This is a genomic window from Achromobacter dolens (genome assembly GCF_902859745.1).
GTDB classification, from domain to species: domain Bacteria; phylum Pseudomonadota; class Gammaproteobacteria; order Burkholderiales; family Burkholderiaceae_B; genus Achromobacter; species Achromobacter dolens.
On sequence record NZ_CADIJW010000008.1, the window covers coordinates 66048 to 86828 of the forward strand.

Here is a 20781-nt window from a genome sequence, read left to right on the forward strand (position 1 = left end):
TCAGCCGCGGGGGGCGCCGCCCGGCGCGCCCCGCCATGCCTGAACGCCCGTCAGGAGCGCCCTGGCGCCGGGCGCAGGTATTCGATGTCCCATTCGCTTTCCGACACCTGCGCGAAGCCGTGGCGGCGATAGAAGCGGTTCGAGTCGCTGCCGCGCAGCGCGCCCACGCTGACCGGCAGGCCGCGCCGGTCGGCATCCTGCAGCAAGCGGCCCAGCACCTGGCCGCCCACCCCCAGCCCCTGCGCCGCGGGCACCACATACAGATGATCCAGCCGCAGGCCGTCGCCGTCCGGACGCAGCGCGTAGAAGCCGACACGCGCGCCGTCGCGCTCGATGATCCAGGTGTGATCCGGCCGGAAGGTATCGCGCAGGCGCGCGCGGGCCCGCTCGGGGTCGAACCGGCCCAGGCGTTCCAGGCTCTCGCGCATGGCCTCGATGCGGATGGCCAGCAGGGCTTCGAAATCCGCGGGAGTGACCGGCACGTCGCGTAGCGCGCCCGCCGCCAGCGCGTCGTAGCCCTGGCCCAGGAACCGCAGCAGGCAGATGCCATGACCGAACGGATCGCTCAGGTGGGCGATGCGTCCCCAGTCGTGCGATACCGGGGCATCCTCCAGCGTGGCGCCCGCCGCCACTGCCCGTTCGACAGCGCTGTCGACGTCGTCGACCACCACATCCAGATGCACCGGCGTCCAGTGGCGGGCGTAGTCGCGCGCTTGCCGCGCGGCGCTCGCGGCGGGCGTGCCGGCGGCCTTTTCCAGCAGGTAGATCGGCGCCGACGCGCCCAGCATTTCGGCGGCCCCGGGACCGAGGCGGCGATGCAGCGCCAGGCCGAAGGCGCGGCGGTAGAAGTCGATGGCCGCCTCGAGATCGGGCACGTCGATGTTGACCAGGATGCGCATGAGGTTTTCCGCAAGAAGGGATCGCACAACATAGCATGGCGCGCACGCCGCGTTGCAATCGCGCCGGCGGCCTGCGCGGCGCTAAAGAACCCGGGGGGGCGACCGTAAAATGACATATGTGTTTGCCGATTTGGCGACGTCATCTCAGCAAGCGTGAGCAAGGCCTATCCGTGCGTTACCCCCATATCCCCTGGCTGCCCCTGTTGTTCTATCCTGCGCTGCCGGTGATTGCGGCGGTGGGGCTGTTGTTGTGGCGCCAGTGGCCGCCGGCGCTGACGCTGATCGTGCCGTTCGTGCCGTGGGTCATGGCGCTGGTCGGCGCGGCGATCTGCCTGATGTACCAGCGTTCGCAGACGCTCGCGCTGATGCTCGGCGTGCTGATGGCCGTGGCCATCTGGCCGACGCTTGCCAGCGAGGCGCCGTGGGCGCTGGGGCCCGCGCTGGTGTGGTGGTCGCTGGCCTACACCATCAACGCGCTCTGGCCGGAACGCGCCGGCATGCTGTGGGACCTGGCCGCGCGCATCGCTCTGATGGCGGTGGGCGCCGCGGCCATCGCGCTGGCCGGCAAGGACGGCGCCGGGCAGTGGTTCGGCACGCTCGCCGTGCAGGGCATGCTGGCGCGGCTCGGCATCCCGGCCGAAGCGCTGGCGGCGCTGCTGGTCACCGGCCTGACCCTGACCCTGCTGCTGTTGCGCTATGGCCGTCCGCAGCAGGCTGGCCAATGGCTGGGTTTCGTCTGCATGGCCTGGGCGCTGCCGCGCGGCGGCGCCCATCCCATCGAGCTGGCCGTGATGGCTTCCGCCGCGCTGACATCGCTGTCTATTTCGCTGGCGCACGAGGGTTATCACATGGCCTTCCGCGACGAACTGACCGGGCTGCCGGGCCGCCGCGCGCTCAATGAGCGCCTGCAACGCATGGGCCGCGTCTATACGTTGGCGATGGCCGACGTCGATCACTTCAAGGCGTTCAACGACACCCACGGCCACGACGTCGGCGACCAGGTGCTGCGCATGGTGGCGGCGCAACTGCGCCGGGTGCCGGGCGGCGGCTATGCCTACCGCTACGGCGGCGAGGAATTCACGCTGGTGTTTCCGGGCAAGACCGCCGTCGAGGCCATGCCGCACCTGGAAACGGTGCGGCGCGCGATCGAGGCCTACCAGATGCGCCTGCGCGACAAGCCGGCGCGGCCCAAGGCGGACCAGGCCGGCCTGCGCCGGCGCGGCGGCCGCGGACGCAATGTGCGGCCGTTGCGGGTCACGGTCAGCATCGGGGTGGCCGAGCGCGGCGAGACGTTGCGCGCGCCGGACGCCGTCATCAAGGCGGCCGACCAGGCGCTTTACAAGGCCAAGGACGGCGGCCGCAACCAGGTCTGGGCCTACGGTTCCCGACGCCGCGCCGGCGCCGCCTGACGGCGCCGCCTAGCGGCCGGACAGGGCCAGCGCCATCAGTACCTCGTCGTAGAGCTTGCCATTGACGCACAGCGCCTCGCGCTCGAGGCCGTATTCCTCGAAGCCGAGGCTGGCGTACAGCCGGCGCGCCGCCGCGTTGTTGGCGGTGACGCTCAACTGCACCGTGCGCACGCCGCGCATGGCGCCGGCGTGATCGATGGCGGCGCGCATGAGCAGGCGCGCCAGGCCCCGGCCGCGCCACTCGGGCGCTACGTAGACGCTCCAGATAAGTGCCTTGTGGCGCATCTTCAGCTTGCGCTGGCGGGTGACGCCGGCGATGCCGGCCAGCGCCGTTTCCGAGAACACGCCGAACATCGCGCTGTCGTCCGCCGGCGCGATCCAGCCGCGGATGTCTTCCAGTGTCAGCGTATGTTCCTCTTCGTAACTCGATCCGAACGCTTCCGGAGTCTCGCGCAGGGCGTCCAGGCGCAATTGGCGCAGCGCCTGGGCATCCAGGGGGATCAGACGTCTGACGAGGAGGCCGGATGCGGAGGTCACGGGACGCGGATTGTTGGGAATAAGGTACGGTTGGGGCAGTATAGGCGCCCCGGCTGCCTATAATGGGGCAACGCCGCTTGCGGTTTTCACAAAGGAGCCAACGATGTTCGGTTTCCTCAAGATAAACCATGAGGCCGAGCGCGACGAGGTCCAGGAAGAGTTCGTGGCCCGCGTGGCCCACGCCGCCGAAGATTTCGTCCAGGCCGCCGGTTCCGCCGGAGCCGGGCTCGACTACACACCGTCGAGCGTCCATGCGCTAGACGATGCGCTCGAAGCCGCGCATGTGGGCACATTGCCACTGACTCCCATGCAGACTGTCGGCGCCGCCGCCTACCTCTACGAGGTGGCCCGGCGCGCCCATGGCGGCCTGTACGAGGTCTGCGACGACGAGGACCCGGTGGTGCTGGTCTGCGGCGAGCCCGAGGCCGAGGTCTGCTTCGGCGCCATCGCCAAGGTCGAGCGGCGCATCCGCTACGGCGCCGCCGAGGCCATCCCGCCGTACTTCGACCGCTTCATCGCGGCCCTGGAGGCGGGCGAGGCCCGCACCCTGCGGTAGGGCCGCGCGAGCTTCTCGCGGGAGCCTTGGCCGGCGCTCTCCCGGCCGCCCCGCGGCGGCCGCTCGCGGACGCGTTGCAACGGTCTTCGGGAAAACCATAGGGCCTGGAGAAAAACGGCCCTACAATTCGGCCATTCCCGCCGCCGGCGGGAACCTCGCGCCCGCCTGTCATCAGACGGTTTTTCACTAGAAGTACACTCGCGTCCGCCAACCCGGTCCGATTCGCCTTGCCCCCAGGAGCGCCTGCATGAAATTCCGCTTCCCCATCTTCATCATCGACGAGGACTACCGTTCCGAGAACGCGTCCGGTCTGGGTATCCGCGCCCTGTCCGCGGCGATCGAGGCCGAGGGCGTCGAGGTGATCGGGGTGACCAGTTACGGCGACCTGAGTTCGTTCGCCCAGCAGCAGAGCCGTGCCAGCGCCTTCATCCTGTCGATCGACGACGAAGAGTTCGACGTGGATTCGCCCGAGGACGTGGCCAGCGCGATCAAGAACCTGCGCACCTTCATCGGCGAACTGCGCTTCCGCAACGCCGACATCCCCATCTACCTGTACGGCGAGACGCGCACCTCGGAACACATTCCGAACGACATCCTGCGCGAGCTGCACGGCTTCATCCACATGTTCGAGGACACCCCCGAATTCGTGGCGCGCCACATCATCCGCGAAGCGCGCAGCTATGTGGACAGCCTGCCGCCGCCGTTTTTCCGCGAGCTGGTCAAGTATGCGCAGGATGGTTCCTATTCCTGGCACTGCCCCGGCCACTCCGGCGGCGTGGCGTTCCTGAAGAGCCCGGTGGGCCAGATGTTCCACCAGTTCTTCGGCGAGAACATGCTGCGCGCCGACGTCTGCAACGCCGTCGACGAACTGGGCCAATTGCTGGACCACACCGGCCCGGTGGCCGAGTCCGAACTGAACGCGGCGCGCATCTTCCACGCCGACCACTGCTACTTCGTGACCAACGGCACCTCGACCTCGAACAAGGTGGTGTGGCACGCCAACGTCGCCGCCGGCGACGTGGTGGTGGTGGACCGCAACTGCCACAAGTCGATCCTGCACGCCATCACGATGACGGGCGCGATCCCGGTGTTCCTGCGCCCGACGCGCAACCACCTGGGCATCATCGGCCCGATCCCGCTGGAAGAGTTCCATCCGGACAGCATCCGCAAGAAGATCGAGGCCAACCCGTTCGCGCGCGAAGCCGTGAACAAGAACCCGCGCATCCTGACGCTGACGCAGAGTACCTACGACGGCGTGATCTACAACGTCGAGATGATCAAGGAACACCTGGGCAGCTACGTCGACACGCTGCACTTCGACGAAGCCTGGCTGCCGCACGCCTCGTTCCATGAGTTCTACCAGGACATGCACGCGATCGGCCAGGACCGTCCGCGCAGCAAGGACGCGATGGTGTTCGCGACCCACTCCACGCACAAGCTGCTGGCCGGCATCTCGCAGGCCTCGCAGATCATCGTGCAGGAATCCGAGACCCGCAAGCTGGACCGCAACGTCTTCAACGAAGCCTACCTGATGCACACGTCGACCTCGCCGCAGTACGCGATCATCGCGTCGTGCGACGTGGCCGCGGCCATGATGGAGCCGCCGGGCGGCACCGCGCTGGTCGAGGAAAGCATCCGCGAAGCCATGGACTTCCGCCGCGCCATGCGCAAGGTGGAATCGGAGTTCGGCAAGAACGACTGGTGGTTCAAGGTCTGGGGCCCGAACCGCCTGGTGTCCGAAGGCATCGGCAACCGCGATGAGTGGATCCTGGAGTCGAACGACCACTGGCACGGCTTCGGCGACCTGGCCGAAGGCTTCAACATGCTGGACCCGATCAAGGCCACGGTCATCACGCCGGGGCTGGACATGTCGGGCAGCTTCGGCGAAACCGGGATCCCGGCCGCGCTGGTCTCCAAGTACCTGACCGAGCACGGCGTGGTGGTCGAGAAGACTGGCCTGTATTCGTTCTTCATCCTGTTCACCATCGGCATCACCAAGGGCCGCTGGAACACGCTGCTGACCGCGTTGCAGCAGTTCAAGGACGACTACGACCGCAACCAGCCGCTGTGGCGCATCCTGCCGGACTTCTGCCGCGGCCATCGCCGCTACGAGCGCATGGGCCTGCGCGACCTGTGCCAGCAGATCCACGAGGCCTACCGCGAACGCGACGTGGCCCGCCTGACCACCGAGATGTACCTGAGCGACATGGTGCCGGCGCTCAAGCCGTCCGATGCCTTCGCCCGCATGGCGCACCGCGAGGTCGAGCGCGTGGATATCGACAAGCTGGAAGGCCGCGTCACCGGCGTGCTGCTGACGCCGTATCCTCCGGGCATCCCGCTGCTGATCCCGGGCGAGCGCTTCAACCGCACCATCGTCCAGTACCTGCAGTTCGCGCGCGAGTTCAACGAGCGCTTCCCGGGCTTCGAGACCTACATCCACGGCCTGGCCGACGAAGTGGGTCCGGACGGCGAGAAGCGCTATTACGTTGATTGCCTGATCGAAGACTGATCGGGTCCGGAGTCCTGATGTTCGATGTCGCCGTTCTCGGCGCCGGCGCCGCTGGCATGATGTGTGCCGCGGTCGCCGGTCAGCGCGGCCTGCGCGTGGTGCTGGTGGATCACGCCGAACGGCTGGCCGAGAAGATCCGTATCTCGGGCGGCGGCCGCTGCAACTTCACCAACATCGGCGCGGGGCCCGCCAATTTCCTCTCCGACAACCCGCATTTCTGCCGGTCGGCGTTGGCGGGCTACACGCCGCAGGACTTCCTGGCGCTGCTCAGGCGCCACCGCATCGCCTGGCACGAGAAGCACCGCGGCCAACTGTTCTGCGACGATTCCAGCGAATCCATCATCGAGATGCTGCGCGCCGAATGCGATGCCGGCGGCGTGCAGTGGCGCATGGCTTGCCAGGTGGCCGAAGTGGCCCATGGCGAGGCGGGCTTCGAGCTGCGCACCAGCCAGGGCGTGATCCGCGCGGCCAAGCTGGTGGTGGCCACCGGCGGCATGGCGATCCCGCAGTTGGGCGCCACCGATTTTGGCCTGAAGCTGGCGCGCCAGTTCGGCCTGAAGGTGGTCGAGCCGCGGCCGGCGCTGGTGCCGCTGACCTTCGACGCGGCGCACTGGCAGCCGCTGGCCGAGCTGTCCGGCGTGGCGCTGGAGGTCAACCTGGCGACGGGGCAGGGCAAGGCGCGCGGCGAGTTTCTCGAAGACCTCCTGTTCACCCATCGGGGCCTGTCGGGCCCGGCGATCCTGCAGATATCCAGCTACTGGAAGCCGGGCGAGCCCATTGTCATCGACCTGGCGCCGGGGCGCGACCTGGCGGCCGAACTGCTGGCGGCCAAGTCCGGCAACCGGCAGCAAATGCATACGGTGCTGGCCGGCCTGTGGCCCAAGCGCCTGGCCGACCGCTGGCTGCAACTGGCGGAGCAGGGCGGCAAGCCGGGCCTGGCGGCGCTGCGCCTGGCCGATGCGCCGGACAAGACCCTGCGCGCGCTGGCGCAGGACATCCACCAATGGACCCTGGTGCCCAGCGGCACCGCCGGCTACAAGAAGGCCGAGGTCATGCGCGGCGGGGTCGATACGCGCGGGCTGGACCAGAAATCGATGCAGGCCCGCGCCACGCCCGGCCTGTACTTCATCGGCGAAACCGTGGACGTCACCGGCTGGCTGGGCGGCTACAACTTCCAGTGGGCCTGGGCATCCGGCGTGGCCTGCGGCAAGGCGCTCTAGCCGTTTCTGGCGCTTCATCCAATGCGTTTCCCGCCCGTTGGCGCGGGCACGCTTCGTGCTGCTCGCCAAGGGCTGTCCGACCCCATAGCCTGCCTGCATGACAGGCATTGCAACGTTATCGTTGTCGTATCAAATAAAAATACCTATCATTTGTATTTTCAAAAATAAGACGCTCGCCATTGTCGGCGGCGTTGCCCGACGGAGATCGCCTTGGCCTACACCCTGCCGCCCCTGCCTTATGCCTACGACGCGCTTGAACCGCACATCGATGCGCTGACGATGGAGATCCACCACGGCAAGCATCACCAGACCTACGTCAACAACCTGAACGCCGCGCTGGAAGGCGCCGGCATCGCCGCCGACGAGCCGGTCGACGCCCTGGTGGCGCGCATCGACCAGTTGCCCGAGGCGATCCGCGGCGCGGTGCGCAACAACGGCGGCGGGCACGCCAACCACAGCCTGTTCTGGGCGGTCATGTCGCCGCGCGGCGGCGGCGAGCCCGACGGCGCGCTGGCCCGCGCCATCGATGCCGAGCTGGGCGGCCAGGCAGCCTTCCGCGATGCCTTCACCAAGGCCGCGCTGACGCGCTTCGGCAGCGGCTGGGCCTGGCTCAGCGTGACGCCGGACGGCAAGCTGGCAGTGGAAAGCAGCGCCAACCAGGATAGTCCGCTGATGCAGGGCAACACGCCGATCCTGGGGCTGGACGTGTGGGAGCACGCCTACTACCTCAAGTACCAGAACCGCCGTCCGGAATACATCGGCGCCTTCTACAATGTGATCGATTGGTCCGAGGTGGCGCGCCGCTACGCCGCCGCCGTGGGCTGAGCCGGCATCGCGCGAGGGCAGTGGACCATGAACACCTTCAGCCGTCATCGCATCCGGCCCGCGGCCACCAGCGTCAGCGTCTGGACGCTGGCGGTGCTGGTCGCCTGCCTGGGCCTGCACCAGGCGTGGGTCTATTTCGATGCCAATGCGCCACACGTGGCCGACGCGCTGCTGGGCGGCATGGTCGCCGCCGGCGCCACGGCGGCGGGCACGCTGCCGATCCTGTTCGCGCGCACCATCCCCCAGAAGATGCAGGACAGCATGTTCGGCTTCGGCGCCGGCGTGATGCTGGCGGCCAGCGCGTTCTCGCTGGTGGCGCCGGGCATCGCGGCGGCCGAGTCGCAGGGCGCCGGCCCCTGGGGCGCGGGCCTGACGGTGGGCGCCGCCATCCTGCTGGGCGCGGCGGCGCTGCTGCTGATGGACCGGCTGTTGCCGCACGAGCATTTCATCAAGGGGCGCGAGGGCATCGAGGCGCACCGCCTGCGCCGCGCCTGGCTGTTCGTCTTCGCCATTACGCTGCACAACCTGCCCGAAGGCCTGGCCATCGGCGTCGGCTACGCCGGCAACGATCCGCTGCGGGGCACCGCGCTGGCCACCGGTATCGCCATCCAGGACATCCCCGAAGGATTGGTGGTGGCGGTGGCGCTGATCGCCGCCGGCTACAAGCGCGCGTTCGCGGTGGCGCTGGGCATGCTGTCGGGCCTGGTCGAGCCGGTCGGCGCGGTGCTGGGCGCGGTGGTGGTGGGCTGGTCGACGGCATTGCTGCCGTGGGGCCTGGGCTTTGCCGCCGGCGCCATGCTGTTCGTGATCAGCCACGAGATCATCCCCGAGTCGCACCGCAAGGGGCACGAGGTCTACGCCACCTGCGGGCTGATGCTGGGCTTCGTGCTGATGATGCTGCTGGACACCGCGCTGGGCTGACACGGGCGCGGCGCGGCGACCGGCCAGCGATCATGGATCAACAACGGAACCGCGTTTCGCGGTATGCTTTCGGCGCTGTCACGCATGTTGCGGGAGAGAGCGGCCGTTCGCGGCTGCCGCCGAAGGCGCAATTCGCCCGGAATCGCTCAGGTATCCCATACCGCGCATGCTTGCCCTGTCCCGGTTTTCACCGCGCGGACGCGGCAAAGCAGCACTCTGGAGAGACCTGGCGCCGCTGCCCAATCAGGGACATAGCGAGCAGCCCAGGCGCCGAAGGTGCAAACCCGCCACGCGGGGCAACTCTCAGGCAAAAGGACAGAGGGGCGGAAGATTCAGCCGTTGCGTGGGCGCATCCCGTCCGCCGGCGGCATTCCGTAACCCTGGCAACGCTGCCGCTCCGGAGTACCCGCGCATGTCCGCACCCCTCAAACGCACCCCGCTGGCCGACGAACATATCGCCTCTGGCGCCCGCATGGTCGACTTCGGCGGCTGGGACATGCCCCTGGCCTACGGCTCGCAACTGGAGGAGCACCACGCGGTGCGCCAGGACGCCGGCATGTTCGACGTCTCGCACATGCTCAACGCCGACATCACCGGCCCCGACGCCTACGCCTTCCTGCAGCGCCTGGTGGCCAACGACGTCGCCAAGCTGACCGTGCCCGGCAAGGCGCTCTACACCTGCATGCTGAACCCGCAGGGCGGCGTCATCGACGACCTGATCGTGTATTTCTTCGCCGCCGATGAATGGCGCGTGGTGGTCAACGCCGGCACCGCCGACAAGGACATGGCCTGGATGCAGCGCGTCAGGCAGGCCGGCAAGTTCGACGTCACCATCACGCCGCGCCGCGACCTGGCCATGATCGCCGTGCAGGGCCCCAACGCCCGCGCCAAGGTCTGGGCCGCGCGCCCCGCCTGGCAGGCCGCCAGCGAGCCGCTGACCCCGTTCGTGGCCGCCCGCGTCGGCGACGACACGCTGGTCGCGCGCACCGGCTACACCGGCGAAGACGGCTTCGAAATCGTGCTGCCCGCCGCCGAGGCGGTGCAACTGTGGCGCGACCTGGCGGCCCAGGGCGTGCGCCCGGCCGGCCTGGGCGCGCGCGACACGCTGCGCCTGGAAGCCGGCATGAACCTCTACGGCCAGGACATGGACGAACTGACCCAGCCCGGTGAAGCCGCGCTGACCTGGACGGTTTCCCTGAAGAACCCCGAGCGCCGCTTCATCGGCCGCGACGCGCTGGAGCAGTTCGCCACGCCCGCCGCCTTCGTCGGCCTGAAGCTGCAGGAACGCGGCGTGATGCGTGCCCACATGGCGGTGCGCGCCAAGAACGGCACGGGCGAACTCACCAGCGGCACCATGTCGCCGACGCTGGGCGTGTCGATCGGCTTTGCCCGCCTGCCGCAAGGCGTGGTCGCGGGCGACACGGTCGAGGTCGACATCCGCGGCAAGTGGGTGCCCGCCCTGGTCTGCAAGCTGCCGTTTGTCCGTAACGGCAAAGCCGTCGAACACTCGTAAACTCGAAGCTTCGCGCGGGAGGCCCGCCCCTTTTTGGGGCGCAGGCCGCCGGCGCGAGGCGCGCAACACCATTTCCTTATCCGAATCCCCCCAGGAGTTCCCATGAGTCTGCCCACCGATCGCAAGTACACCGAGTCCCATGAATGGGTCAAAGCCGAAGGCGACGTGTTCGTCGTCGGCATCACCGATACCGCCCAGGACCAACTGGGTGACCTGGTCTTCGTCGGCGACGTCAAGGTCGGCGCCAAGCTGAACGCGGGCGAGACCGCCGGCGTGGTCGAGTCGGTCAAGGCCGCCTCCGACATCTACGCGCCCGTGGCCGGCGAAATCGTCGCGTTCAACGACGAGCTGGAAAGCAACCCCAACCTGATCAACGAATCGGCCTTCACCGCCTGGATCTTCAAGATCAAGCCGGTCAACGCCGCCGATGCCGACAAGCTGCTGGACGCCGCCGGCTACGAAGCCGTCGCCAACGGCTAAGCCGGCCAGGGCGGGCGCGGCGCTGGCGCCGCCGCCCGTCCATGCATCACCGTCCGTCCCTCCCGACGACACCGCCATCCCGAGATCCCCCATGTCGCGCGCCCTAGACACCCACACCGACTTCATCCCCCGCCACATCGGCCCCTCCGACGCCGATCAGGCCGCCATGCTTGCCGCCATCGGCAGCCCCAGCCTGGACGCCCTGATCGAAGAAGTCGTGCCGCCCAAGATCCGCAGCCAGGCGCCGCTGGCGCTGCCGCCGTCGCGCAGCGAAGCCGACGTGCTGGCCGAACTGAAGCAGATCGCCGGCCGCAACAAGGTCTACCGCAACTACATCGGCCAGGGGTACTACGGCACGCAGACGCCCAACGTGGTGTTGCGCAACATTCTCGAGAATCCCGCCTGGTACACGGCCTACACGCCGTACCAGCCCGAGATCTCGCAGGGTCGCCTGGAGGCCCTGCTGAACTACCAGACCATGGTCGCCGACCTGACCGGGCTGGACATCTCCAACGCCTCGCTGCTCGATGAAAGCACCGCCGCCGCCGAAGCCATGACGCTGGCGCGCCGCAGCGCCAAGTCGCAAAGCCCGGTGTTCTTCATCTCGCGCCACGTGCATCCGCAGACCATCGAGGTCGTGCGCACGCGCGCCGAGGGCCTGGACATCGAGATCGCCGTCGGCGACGAGGCCGATGGCCTGCCGGAGTGCTTCGGCGTGCTGCTGCAGTACCCGCACAGCACCGGCTCGGTGGCCGACTACCGCAAGCTGGCCGAGACCGCCCACGCGCAGGGCGCGGTGGTGGCCGTGGCCACCGACCTGCTGGCGCTGGCGCTGCTGGCCGCGCCCGGCGAATGGGGCGCGGACATCGCCATCGGTTCGGCCCAGCGCTTCGGCGTGCCGTTCGGCTTCGGCGGCCCGCACGCCGGCTTCATGGCCTGCAAGGACGCCTTCAAGCGCAACATGGCCGGCCGTCTGGTCGGCGTGTCCAAGGACGCCCAGGGCAACCCGGCGATGCGCCTGGCGCTGCAGACGCGCGAACAGCACATCCGCCGCGAGAAGGCCACCTCGAACATCTGCACCGCGCAGGTGCTGCTGGCCGTGATGGCCGGCATGTACGCCGTCTGGCACGGCCCGGCCGGCATCCGCCGCATCGCCGAGCGCGTGCAGCGCTACACCGCCATCCTGCGCGCCGAACTCGGCAAGCTGGGCATCAAGGTCGCCAACGACACCTTCTTCGACACGCTGCTGCTGGAAACCGGCCCGGCCACGCCCGCCATCATCACGGCCGCCGAGTGCGAGCACATCAACCTGCGCCGTGTCGACGGCGCGCGCCTGGCCGTGTCGCTGGACGAGACCGTCACCGCCGCCGACCTGCAGGCGCTGGTGAACGTGTTCGCCGCCGGCCTGGAACGCGACGACGTCGAACTGGACATCGACGCGCTGGACGCCAAGGCGGCCGGCGGCATCCCCGCCGCGGTGGCGCGTGAAAGCGCCATCCTCAAGCATCCGGTGTTCTCCAGCGTGCAGTCGGAAACCGACATGCTGCGCTACCTGCGCAAGCTGGCCGACAAGGACCTGGCGCTGGACCGCACCATGATCCCGCTGGGCTCCTGCACCATGAAGCTGAACGCCACGGCCGAGATGATCCCCATCACCTGGCCCGAGTTCGCGCTGGTGCATCCGTTCGCGCCCGCCTCGCAGAGCAAGGGCTATGACGAGCTGATCACGCGCCTGTCGGCCGCGCTGTGCGAGATCACCGGCTACGACAACATCAGCCTGCAGCCCAACTCGGGCGCGCAGGGCGAATACGCCGGCCTGCTGGCGATCCGCGGCTACCACCAGGCCAACGGCCAGCACCAGCGCAACGTCTGCCTGATTCCGTCGTCGGCCCACGGCACCAACCCCGCGTCGGCGCAACTGGCCGGCATGGACGTGGTGGTGGTGGCCTCCGACGCCAACGGCAACGTCGACCTGGGCGACCTGCGCGCCAAGATCGAACAGGTCGGCGACAAGCTGGCCGCGCTGATGATCACCTACCCGTCCACGCACGGCGTGTTCGAGGAAGCCGTGACCGAGATCTGCGACCTGGTGCACCAGGCCGGCGGCCAGGTGTACCTGGACGGCGCCAACATGAACGCCATGGTCGGCGTGGCCAAGCCGGGCAAGTTCGGCTCGGACGTGTCGCACCTGAACCTGCACAAGACCTTCTGCATCCCGCACGGCGGCGGCGGCCCGGGCGTCGGTCCGGTGGCGGTGCGCGCGCACCTCGCGCCGTACCTGCCCGGCGTGGTGAACGAGCAGGGCAAGCTGCCCGGCGAAGCCAAGGTCGGCCCGGTCTCGGCCGCGCCGTTCGGTTCGGCCGGCATCCTGCCGATCCCGTTCGTGTACATCGCGCTGATGGGCGCCGACGGCCTGCGCCGCGCCACCGAAGTCGCGATCCTGAACGCCAACTACATCGCCACCCGCCTGCGCGGCCACTACCCGGTGCTGTACGCGGGCCGCAACGGCCGCGTGGCGCACGAGTGCATCCTGGACGTGCGTCCGCTCAAGGAAACCAGCGGCATCAGCGCCGAGGACATCGCCAAGCGCCTGATGGACTACGGCTTCCATGCCCCCACCATGAGCTTCCCGGTGGCCGGCACGCTGATGGTCGAGCCGACCGAATCCGAAGGCGTGGCCGAGCTGGACCGCTTCATCGAGGCGATGATCTCGATCCGCGAGGAAATCGCCCAGGTCGAGCGCGGCGAACGCGATCGCGAGGACAACGTCCTGAAGAACGCGCCGCACACCGCGCAGATGCTGCTGGCCGAGGAATGGCTGCACGACTACCCGCGCCAGCAGGCCGCCTACCCGGTGGCTTCGCTGCGCGAGGCCAAGTACTGGCCGCCGGTGGCGCGCGTGGACAACGCCTATGGCGACCGCAACCTGGTTTGCGCCTGCCTGCCGGTCGAAGCCTACGCCTGATGCCGCGTGACGGCCCGCCCCTTGGGGCGGGTCATCGAGGCTTGCCTGGCGACAGGCAAAAAAAACCCCCATCGCACGATGGGGGTTTTGCTTTTTCGCGGCCGTCTTACTTCCTGGCCGGCGCCGCCGTGATGGCGGTGGCGAATTCCTCGGTGATGCTGAAGTAGGTGTTCAGCAGGATCTGCAGGTTTTTCTTGCCGATGCCGCCTTCGGCGTTCATGTCCATCTGCAGCACGGCCTGGTTCTTGTCGTCCAGGTAAGCGCGGGTCCAGCGGTACTCCTGGTTCCAGGCGTTGATGGCCTTGAGCGTGGCCGGCTTCTTGCTGGCGTAGGTGGCGGTGGCGACCAGGTCGTAGCACTTCTCGGAGAAGTCATTGCACAGGAATTCCAGGCGCAGGTCGGTGGCGCCGGAATTGCTGGCGTCCAGGATCAGCACCGGACCTTCGTCGCCGTCGGTCTTGCGGGTGGTGTAGCCCATGTCTTCCAGCATATGGACGACCATGTCGACGTCGAACTCATTGACCACGTCGGCGTTGCTGGTCGCGGCCATTTCGTCGTCCATGGCGGTGGCGCCGGCGGCCGGTTCGGCTTCTTCCTCGTCATCGTCCATCGCGCTGTTCATGCCGGTCGCGCCCAGCAGGCCCGAGAACAGTTCGTCGGCGGGAATCTTCTTGCCGTTCAGGTCGCCCATGCCGTCGGCGAAGTGGAACTTGCCGACGATGTTGTCGCCGTCGTTCTTGCCGACGTTGAACATCTCGGCCATGCCGGACATGCTGCGGATGTTGTCGGCGGCCTCGGCTTCGGCCTTGTCGGCGGGCATGCCGTCCTTCTTGATGGCGTACTGCACCATCAGGTCCTGCACCATCGGCTTGGAGATCACCAGCGTGGCGTCGATCTGCTTGATGGCCTTGACCACGATTTCCTGCGGCGTCAGGTCCTTGACGTTGGGAGGATTGGCCAGGTCCAGCGTGACGTTCAGCTTGCTTTCGCCCTTGGCGGTCTTCCAACTGATCGGGTCGATGCTGAACGACGGATTGCCGGCCAGCAGCTTGCCGGCGTTATCCAGCAGCACCTGGAACTGTTCGTCGTTCAGGCCCTCGTCGTGGGCATCGGCCATGTATTGGCGCATCAACTGGTTGTAGGTATCGGACAGTTGCTTGACCGCGGCGCCGTCCAGCCGGGCCAGCTTGATGACGGCCTGGCCGTTGCCCAGCGGCACGTCGTTGACGTTGATGTCGCCGGTCTGGTAGGCGGCCTGGATGTTGATGTTCTTGTCGTCCTCGGCCAGCTTGACGGTGTAGCTGAAGTTGTCGAGGATCACCTTGGCGTCGGCGTCCGGCTTGATGACTTCGATGCGCTTGATCTTGATGCCCGAGTCGCCGACCGACAGGCCGAACTTGCCCATGCGGCTGTCGACGTCCATGGTCAGGCCGGACATCGCCATCTTGATCGGATCGCTGCCCTTGGTGCCGTCCACCGCCAGCGTGTCGGTCTTGGCATTGGCGGTGATGGCGGCCAGTCCGCGGTCGAACGTGCCGGTGATTTCCATGCCGCTGAAATCGACCGAATTGCCCTCATGCGTCACCTTCACCGGCGCGATGCGGGCGGTCGATGCCGTGCTGCCGCCAAAGCTGACCATGGCATCGGTGACCAGGGGCGAGACGTCCTTGGTCAGCTCGAACACCGGCTTGACGTTGTCCGTCTTGGCCATTTCGGCGTGGACGAAAGCCAGCTTGGGCGCGATGGCGCCGCGCGCCAGCGCGCTCTTGGGGAACGGGCCGTGCTCGATTTGGGCATCGAATTCCAGCATGCCGTCCGGCATGTCGCTCAGGCTCTTGTCGCTCTTGACGAACGACACGCCGTAGCGCGCCTGCGTCGAGAACAGGCCGCGCTCGTATTTGATCTGGTCGATGCGCAGGCCGAACAAAGGCGTGATCTTGGCCAGCTTCTCGTTGGCCTCGGCCAGGCGGCGCTGCGCGCCTTCTTCGATGCGCTTGCCCGTGTACCAGGTAGCACCCACCCAGCTTCCCGCTCCCACTATGACCACGGCTAAGGTGATCGCTACGCTCTTTTTCATGTTTTGCTTTGTCGTTGATTGTCGAGTCTTGTCCATGCGGCGCGGCGCCGTCGAGCGGCGCGGGCAATGGGACATATTCATCGGCCTGTCAGGACCCGCGGCGAGTATACCGAGGCGGGGTAGCCAGTTGCAGTGCGTGCCGTTACCGAAGATTTCAAAATGAAAGCCGGCGCCCTCGGGCGCCGGCCATATTGTCGACAACGCGTGTTTTACAGGGGATCGAGCGGGTAGATCGGCCGGCGCACGTGCTTGAAGTCGAGCTGGCCGTAGTCGGAGGTGGTGACGCCCACGCCGGTGCACTCGATGATCTCGGTGGCCATTTCGGAGAAGCCGGCGCGCCAGTGGACCCGGCTCTTGAGCACCACATAGCGCTTTTGCAGCGGATCGATGCCGGCCGACAGCAGGCAATTGATGTCGAAGGGTTCCTGGTGCCGCGATACCACCACGATCTCGACCCGTCCGGTATCGATCACCACCGTCAGGCCGGTGTCGTTGCGCACGCCACGGTACATGGGGCCGCGGTTCAGGTAGACGCCGTCGAACACCAGCTTGACGCGGCCCGTCACGGTCAGCGGTTCGCCGCGGCGATTGATGGCGGGCATGTCGACCTTGCCCCCCAGCGGCAGCGTGACGGTGCTGCCCACCCCCGCCGTGGCGGCCTCGCGCGCCGCCTGGGGATCACAGATGGCGTAGAACACCACGTTGTCCAGTTCCTGGCGCAGCACCTCGGCCAGCACCGCGGTGGTGTCCATGGTGCCCCCGGAGCCGGTGTTGTCGTAGTGGTCCAGCAGCACCACCGGTCCCTGCTCGATGGCCTTGGCCCGGGCAATGGTGGGCGCCAGCGGCTCGGAATGGAACACCCATTTTGAGCGGTCGTTCCAGGCGCGGTCCAGCAGCTCGTCGCGGTATTGCTCCGCCTGGGCCAGGTTGGCGTCCGTACAGACCACGGCGCTCAGGCCGGCCTCGCGGATGTCGGCGTGGGGGAAACCCACGAACACCGAGGCCGCCAGCACGCCGTCGGCCTCCATCTGGCGGCAGCGCTCCTGCAGCGACTTGTTGGGATCGGCGTGGGTGCCCTGGCACATGACGTGCGGCAGCATGGGCTTGCCGCCCCAGGTCATCACGGGCTTGATCTCGCCCTTGAGCGTGCGCACGATGACGTTGGCCGCGCGCACGCCGGCCTCGCGGATGTCCACGTGCGGATAGGTATGGAAGCCGCTGATGACGGTGGCGTTGTCGACGATGTCGGCGTAGATGTTGGCGTGCATGTCCAGCGTCACGGCCACCGGCGTGTTGGGATCGATCTCGCGCAGGCGGCGCAGCAGGTCGCCCTCGGCGTCTTCCACACCCTCGGCCACCATGGCGCCATGCAGGTCCAGCAGGATGGCGTCGTAGCCGCCCTTGCGGACCTCGTCCAGCACCCGCTTGCACAGCAGTTCGTGGGTCTCGGCGCTGGCCGGGCCGCTGGGCCAGGACTCGGCGGCCACCGGCACCACGATCTCGGCGCCGACGCGGCGCGCCACCTCGATGTAGCCGCCCAGGCCGCTGTCGGTGTTCTCGTAGGCGCGGATGGCGCGGTCGCCGGCCAGGATTTCAGGATTGCCGCGGAAAAAGCGTGCGAGCGGGGTCGGCACGGGCGAGAAGGTGTTCGTCTCGTGCTTGATCATTGCCAGAAGCCAACGCATGGAAATTCCTGTGGGTTGCCAAAGGGGAAGGGGAGCGGGACGGCGTCAGGCCCGGGGCGGTTGCGGCCAGGGCTGCTGGGCCGGGCGCATGCGCTCCCAGGCGCGAGCCACGCGCAGCACGCCCAGATCGTCGAAGCGCGCGCCGGCGATCTGCAGGCCGATCGGCAGGCCCGACTTGGTATAGCCGCAATTGACCGAGGCGGCCGGCTGCTCGCTCATGTTGTAGGGCAGGGTGTAGCCGATGTGGTGCATGGTCGTGGCGACTTCGTTGGTGGGCGCGGCCCACTCGGCGTTGTAGGCCACCACCGGCGCCACCGGCGACAGCACGTAGTCGTAGGGGGCGGTGGCGGCGACGGTCCTGGCGCGCACGTTCAGGGTTTCGTAGTAGCTGCGGAACACGGCCTCGCCGGATTGGCCGCCGCCGCTTTCGGCCCAGGCGCGGATGAACGGCAGGATCTTGTCGCGGCGTGCCTGCGGCAGGGCCCCCAGGTCAATGGCCGAGCGGGTGCGCCAGAAACGGTCGACGCCGTCCAGCATCTCCGGCGTCATCCACGGCTTGAGCGGCGTGACGATGGCGCCGGCCGACTCGAACAGTCGGGCCGCGGCTTCGACGGCGGCGCGGATCTCCGGGTCCAGCGGCAGGCCGCAGCCGGCTTCGAGCTGCAGGCCGATGCGCAGGCCGCGCACGTCCAGCTCCAGGTTGAGCCAGTCGAAGTCCTGGAACGGCAGGCTCATGTGGTCGCGCGCGTCGGGTTGCGACAGCACGCCCATCATCAGCGCGGCGTCAGCGATGTCGCGCGTCATGGGGCCGGCGCAGCGGCCCATGAAGGGCGGGTCGATGGGAATGCGGCCCAGGCTGGGCTTGAGCGTGGCGATGCCGCACCAGGCGGCCGGCAGGCGCACCGAGCCGCCGATGTCGGTGCCGATGTGCAGCGGGCCGTAGCCCGCCGCCGCCGCCGCCCCGGCGCCGGCGCTGGAGCCGCCCGGGTTTTTGCTCAGGTCCCAGGGGTTGCGCGTCAGCGCATGGAAACTCGACAGTCCCGAGGAGAGCATGCCGTAGTCGGGCATGGTCGTCTTGCCCAGCACCACGGCGCCGGCCTCGCGCATGCGCGCCGCCGGCGGGGCGTCGGCCGCGGCCGGCGTCAGGTCGGTGGCGGCGGTGCCCAGCGGCACCGGCACGCCGCGGGTGGCGATGTTTTCCTTGATGGTGGCGGGCACGCCGTCCAGCGAGTAGCCGCCGCAAGCCTGCGGCTCGCCCTTCATCCAGCGCGCCTCGGAAGCGCGCGCCTGCGCCAGCGCCTGGTCGGGATCGAGCGCATAGGTGGCGTGGATGTGCGGTTCCCAGCGCGCGATGTGGTCGAGCACCGAGCGGGTCGCCTCGACCGGCGACAGGGTCTTGTTGCGATAGGCGGCCAGCAGTTCCTGGGCCGAGAGTTCATGCGGTTGCGACATGGCGGGTTCCGATTGCGTGGGATGCCTGGGTTGATTGGGACGCCTCAGGCGGCGGGGGCCGCCAGCCCGGCCGCCACGGGCCGGAAATTGCGGAAGTCCCAGTCGCGCCCGGGCGCCGCGTCGATCAGGGCGCGGGTGTACTCGTGGCGGGGATCGGTCAGCACGGCCTGGGCGGCGCCGGTCTCGACGACCTTGCCGCGCTGCATGACCATGATGGTGTCGCAGATCTGCGCGGCCACGCGCAGGTCATGCGTGATGAACAGCACGCCCACGCCGGTGCGCTCGCGCACCTGCTCGAGCAGTTCCAGGACCTGCGCCTGCACCGACACGTCCAGCGCCGACACGGCTTCGTCGGCCACCAGGATCTCGGGGTCCATCACCAGCGCGCGGGCGATGCAGATGCGCTGGCGCTGGCCGCCGGAGAATTGGTGCGGATAGCGCCGCATGGCGTCGGGGCTGAGCCCGACCACCGACAGCGTTTCGCCGGCGCGTTGCTCGGCCTTGTCGCGGGGCACGCCGAAATTGAGCAGGCCTTCGATGATGGATTCGCCCACGGTGCGGCGCGGGTTGAGCGAACGGTACGGGTCCTGGAACACGATCTGGATGCGGCGGCGCACCGGGCGCAGCGCCGCGCCGGACAGGGTGCTGAGGTCTTCGCCGCCCATCATCATGTGGCCGGCGGTGGGCTCGATCAGGCGCACGATGCAGCGCGCCACCGTCGATTTGCCCGAACCGGATTCGCCCACGATGCCCAGGATCTCGCCCTTGCGCAACGTCAGGTTGACGTCGGCCGCGGCGATCACGTTCTGCGGCGCGCGGCGCGAAAACAGCGCGCGCTTGCCGCCGTAGGTGCGCCCCAGGCCCTTGACGTGCAGCACCGGCTGGCCGGCGGGCGCTTCGCGGTGCGAGGGCACCAGGCTGGGCACCGACGACACCAGGCGGCGCGTGTACGACTGCTTGGGTTCTGCCAGGATTTCGTGGCGCGTGCCGCTTTCGATCAGGTCGCCGCGGTTCATCACCACGATGCGGTCGGCGATCTCGGCCACCACGCCAAAGTCGTGCGTGATGAACAGCACGGCGGTGCGGTGCTTGACCTGCAGTTCCTTGATCAGCAGCAGGATCTGCTTCTGCGTGGTGACGTCCAGCGCCGTGGTCGGCTCGTCGGCGATCAGCAGCTTGGGCTCCAGGATCAGCGCCATGGCGATCACGATGCGCTGGCGCTGGCCGCCCGAGAGCTGGTGCGGATAGGCATCGTAGATGCGCTCGACGTCGGGCAGGTGCACCGAGCGGAACATGTCCAGCACCTTGGCGCGGCGTTCGGCGGCCGACATGCGGCGATGCAGCCGCAGCACTTCATCGACCTGCTTGCCGACGGTGTGCACGGGGTTCAGTGCCGTCATGGGTTCCTGGAACACCATGGCCATGCGGGTGGCACGCAGCTCGCGCAGGCGCCGCGGCGTGGCGGTGGCCACGTCCTCGCCTTCGACGCGGATCGAACCCGCGCTGATGCGCAGCACGCCAGGCGGCAGCAGGCCCATGACGGCCAGCGAGGTGACCGACTTGCCCGAGCCGGATTCGCCGACCACGCACACGGTTTCGCCGGCGTGCACGTCCAGGCTCAGGTTGCGCACCACGCGGTTGCCGGCGCCGCCGACCTCCACCGACAGGTTGCGGATCGCCAGCACGGCGGACGAGGTATCGCCCGCGGGGGGAGTGGGAGAGTAGGTCATCGG

The 20781-nt window shown here is 68.4% G+C and carries 15 protein-coding genes and 2 riboswitches; of the genes, 9 read left to right on the forward strand and 6 right to left on the reverse strand.

What is annotated here, in order from left to right; genetic code table 11:
• Positions 1 to 50 precede the first annotated feature (50 nt).
• A complete protein-coding gene (locus HV783_RS09035) occupies positions 51 to 899 on the reverse strand; it encodes a VOC family protein (protein WP_064528607.1) in 849 nt (282 codons plus the stop codon).
• Positions 900 to 1069: 170 nt separating this feature from the next.
• On the opposite strand from HV783_RS09035, the gene HV783_RS09040 reads away from it, so the two are divergent.
• Entirely contained in the window at positions 1070 to 2308 is a 1239-nt protein-coding gene (locus HV783_RS09040) for a GGDEF domain-containing protein (protein WP_175189020.1), read from the forward strand.
• Between the two features lie 9 nt (positions 2309 to 2317).
• Here the strand turns inward: HV783_RS09040 and HV783_RS09045 are convergent, their stop codons facing one another.
• Entirely contained in the window at positions 2318 to 2845 is a 528-nt protein-coding gene (locus HV783_RS09045; RefSeq protein ID WP_258955680.1) for a GNAT family N-acetyltransferase, read from the reverse strand.
• A 103-nt stretch (positions 2846 to 2948) separates the two neighbouring features.
• On the opposite strand from HV783_RS09045, the gene HV783_RS09050 reads away from it, so the two are divergent.
• The 8 genes from HV783_RS09050 (at position 2949) to gcvP (ending at position 13834) form a co-directional block, all read left to right on the forward strand.
• On the forward strand, positions 2949 to 3401 hold the full coding sequence (locus HV783_RS09050; RefSeq protein ID WP_064528602.1) for a hypothetical protein: 453 nt from the start codon (positions 2949 to 2951) through the stop codon (positions 3399 to 3401).
• A gap of 247 nt (positions 3402 to 3648) precedes the next feature.
• Complete coding sequence (locus HV783_RS09055; RefSeq protein WP_054500645.1) at positions 3649 to 5910, forward strand: arginine/lysine/ornithine decarboxylase; 2262 nt, start codon at positions 3649 to 3651, stop codon at positions 5908 to 5910.
• Positions 5911 to 5927: 17 nt separating this feature from the next.
• A complete protein-coding gene (locus HV783_RS09060) occupies positions 5928 to 7130 on the forward strand; it encodes a BaiN/RdsA family NAD(P)/FAD-dependent oxidoreductase (RefSeq protein WP_054500646.1) in 1203 nt (400 codons plus the stop codon).
• A gap of 210 nt (positions 7131 to 7340) precedes the next feature.
• Positions 7341 to 7955: a superoxide dismutase gene (locus HV783_RS09065; RefSeq protein ID WP_049076245.1), complete on the forward strand. Its 615-nt coding sequence runs from the start codon at positions 7341 to 7343 to the stop codon at positions 7953 to 7955.
• Between the two features lie 27 nt (positions 7956 to 7982).
• A complete protein-coding gene (locus HV783_RS09070) occupies positions 7983 to 8876 on the forward strand; it encodes a ZIP family metal transporter (RefSeq protein ID WP_054500648.1) in 894 nt (297 codons plus the stop codon).
• A gap of 80 nt (positions 8877 to 8956) precedes the next feature.
• Positions 8957 to 9049: riboswitch (glycine riboswitch) on the forward strand.
• Between the two features lie 33 nt (positions 9050 to 9082).
• Positions 9083 to 9205, forward strand: a riboswitch (glycine riboswitch).
• A gap of 83 nt (positions 9206 to 9288) precedes the next feature.
• The gene (gcvT, locus tag HV783_RS09075; RefSeq protein ID WP_175189021.1) at positions 9289 to 10389 is read left to right on the forward strand and encodes a glycine cleavage system aminomethyltransferase GcvT; all 1101 of its coding nucleotides are present in this window, start codon (positions 9289 to 9291) and stop codon (positions 10387 to 10389) included.
• 102 nt (positions 10390 to 10491) lie between these two features.
• Positions 10492 to 10869, forward strand: coding sequence for a glycine cleavage system protein GcvH (gene gcvH / locus HV783_RS09080; RefSeq protein ID WP_006385867.1), 378 nt, complete (start codon positions 10492 to 10494; stop codon positions 10867 to 10869).
• A gap of 91 nt (positions 10870 to 10960) precedes the next feature.
• The gene (gene gcvP / locus HV783_RS09085; protein WP_175189022.1) at positions 10961 to 13834 is read left to right on the forward strand and encodes an aminomethyl-transferring glycine dehydrogenase; all 2874 of its coding nucleotides are present in this window, start codon (positions 10961 to 10963) and stop codon (positions 13832 to 13834) included.
• 106 nt (positions 13835 to 13940) lie between these two features.
• Here the strand turns inward: gcvP and HV783_RS09090 are convergent, their stop codons facing one another.
• The 4 genes from HV783_RS09090 to HV783_RS09105 form a co-directional block, all read right to left on the reverse strand.
• Positions 13941 to 15911 (reverse strand): DUF945 family protein, encoded by a 1971-nt coding sequence (locus HV783_RS09090; protein WP_064528598.1) that lies wholly within the window; start codon positions 15909 to 15911, stop codon positions 13941 to 13943.
• Between the two features lie 209 nt (positions 15912 to 16120).
• On the reverse strand, positions 16121 to 17596 hold the full coding sequence (locus HV783_RS09095) for a M81 family metallopeptidase (protein WP_175143470.1): 1476 nt from the start codon (positions 17594 to 17596) through the stop codon (positions 16121 to 16123).
• A gap of 45 nt (positions 17597 to 17641) precedes the next feature.
• Complete coding sequence (locus HV783_RS09100; protein WP_175167059.1) at positions 17642 to 19048, reverse strand: amidase; 1407 nt, start codon at positions 19046 to 19048, stop codon at positions 17642 to 17644.
• Between the two features lie 44 nt (positions 19049 to 19092).
• The gene (locus HV783_RS09105; RefSeq protein ID WP_064528592.1) at positions 19093 to 20778 is read right to left on the reverse strand and encodes an ABC transporter ATP-binding protein; all 1686 of its coding nucleotides are present in this window, start codon (positions 20776 to 20778) and stop codon (positions 19093 to 19095) included.
• Positions 20779 to 20781: the final 3 nt, after the last annotated feature.

Bases quoted from the DNA above. Each gene is read 5' to 3' on its own strand.
- HV783_RS09035 (WP_064528607.1), bottom strand. From the start codon at position 899: ATGCGCATCCTGGTCAACATCGACGTGCCCGATCTCGAGGCGGCCATC.
- HV783_RS09050 (WP_064528602.1), top strand. From the start codon at position 2,949: ATGTTCGGTTTCCTCAAGATAAACCATGAGGCCGAGCGCGACGAGGTC.
- HV783_RS09055 (WP_054500645.1), top strand. From the start codon at position 3,649: ATGAAATTCCGCTTCCCCATCTTCATCATCGACGAGGACTACCGTTCC.
- HV783_RS09060 (WP_054500646.1), top strand. From the start codon at position 5,928: ATGTTCGATGTCGCCGTTCTCGGCGCCGGCGCCGCTGGCATGATGTGT.
- HV783_RS09070 (WP_054500648.1), top strand. From the start codon at position 7,983: ATGAACACCTTCAGCCGTCATCGCATCCGGCCCGCGGCCACCAGCGTC.
- gcvT (WP_175189021.1), top strand. From the start codon at position 9,289: ATGTCCGCACCCCTCAAACGCACCCCGCTGGCCGACGAACATATCGCC.
- gcvH (WP_006385867.1), top strand. From the start codon at position 10,492: ATGAGTCTGCCCACCGATCGCAAGTACACCGAGTCCCATGAATGGGTC.
- gcvP (WP_175189022.1), top strand. From the start codon at position 10,961: ATGTCGCGCGCCCTAGACACCCACACCGACTTCATCCCCCGCCACATC.
- HV783_RS09090 (WP_064528598.1), bottom strand. From the start codon at position 15,911: ATGAAAAAGAGCGTAGCGATCACCTTAGCCGTGGTCATAGTGGGAGCG.
- HV783_RS09095 (WP_175143470.1), bottom strand. From the start codon at position 17,596: ATGCGTTGGCTTCTGGCAATGATCAAGCACGAGACGAACACCTTCTCG.
- HV783_RS09100 (WP_175167059.1), bottom strand. From the start codon at position 19,048: ATGTCGCAACCGCATGAACTCTCGGCCCAGGAACTGCTGGCCGCCTAT.
- HV783_RS09105 (WP_064528592.1), bottom strand. From the start codon at position 20,778: ATGACCTACTCTCCCACTCCCCCCGCGGGCGATACCTCGTCCGCCGTG.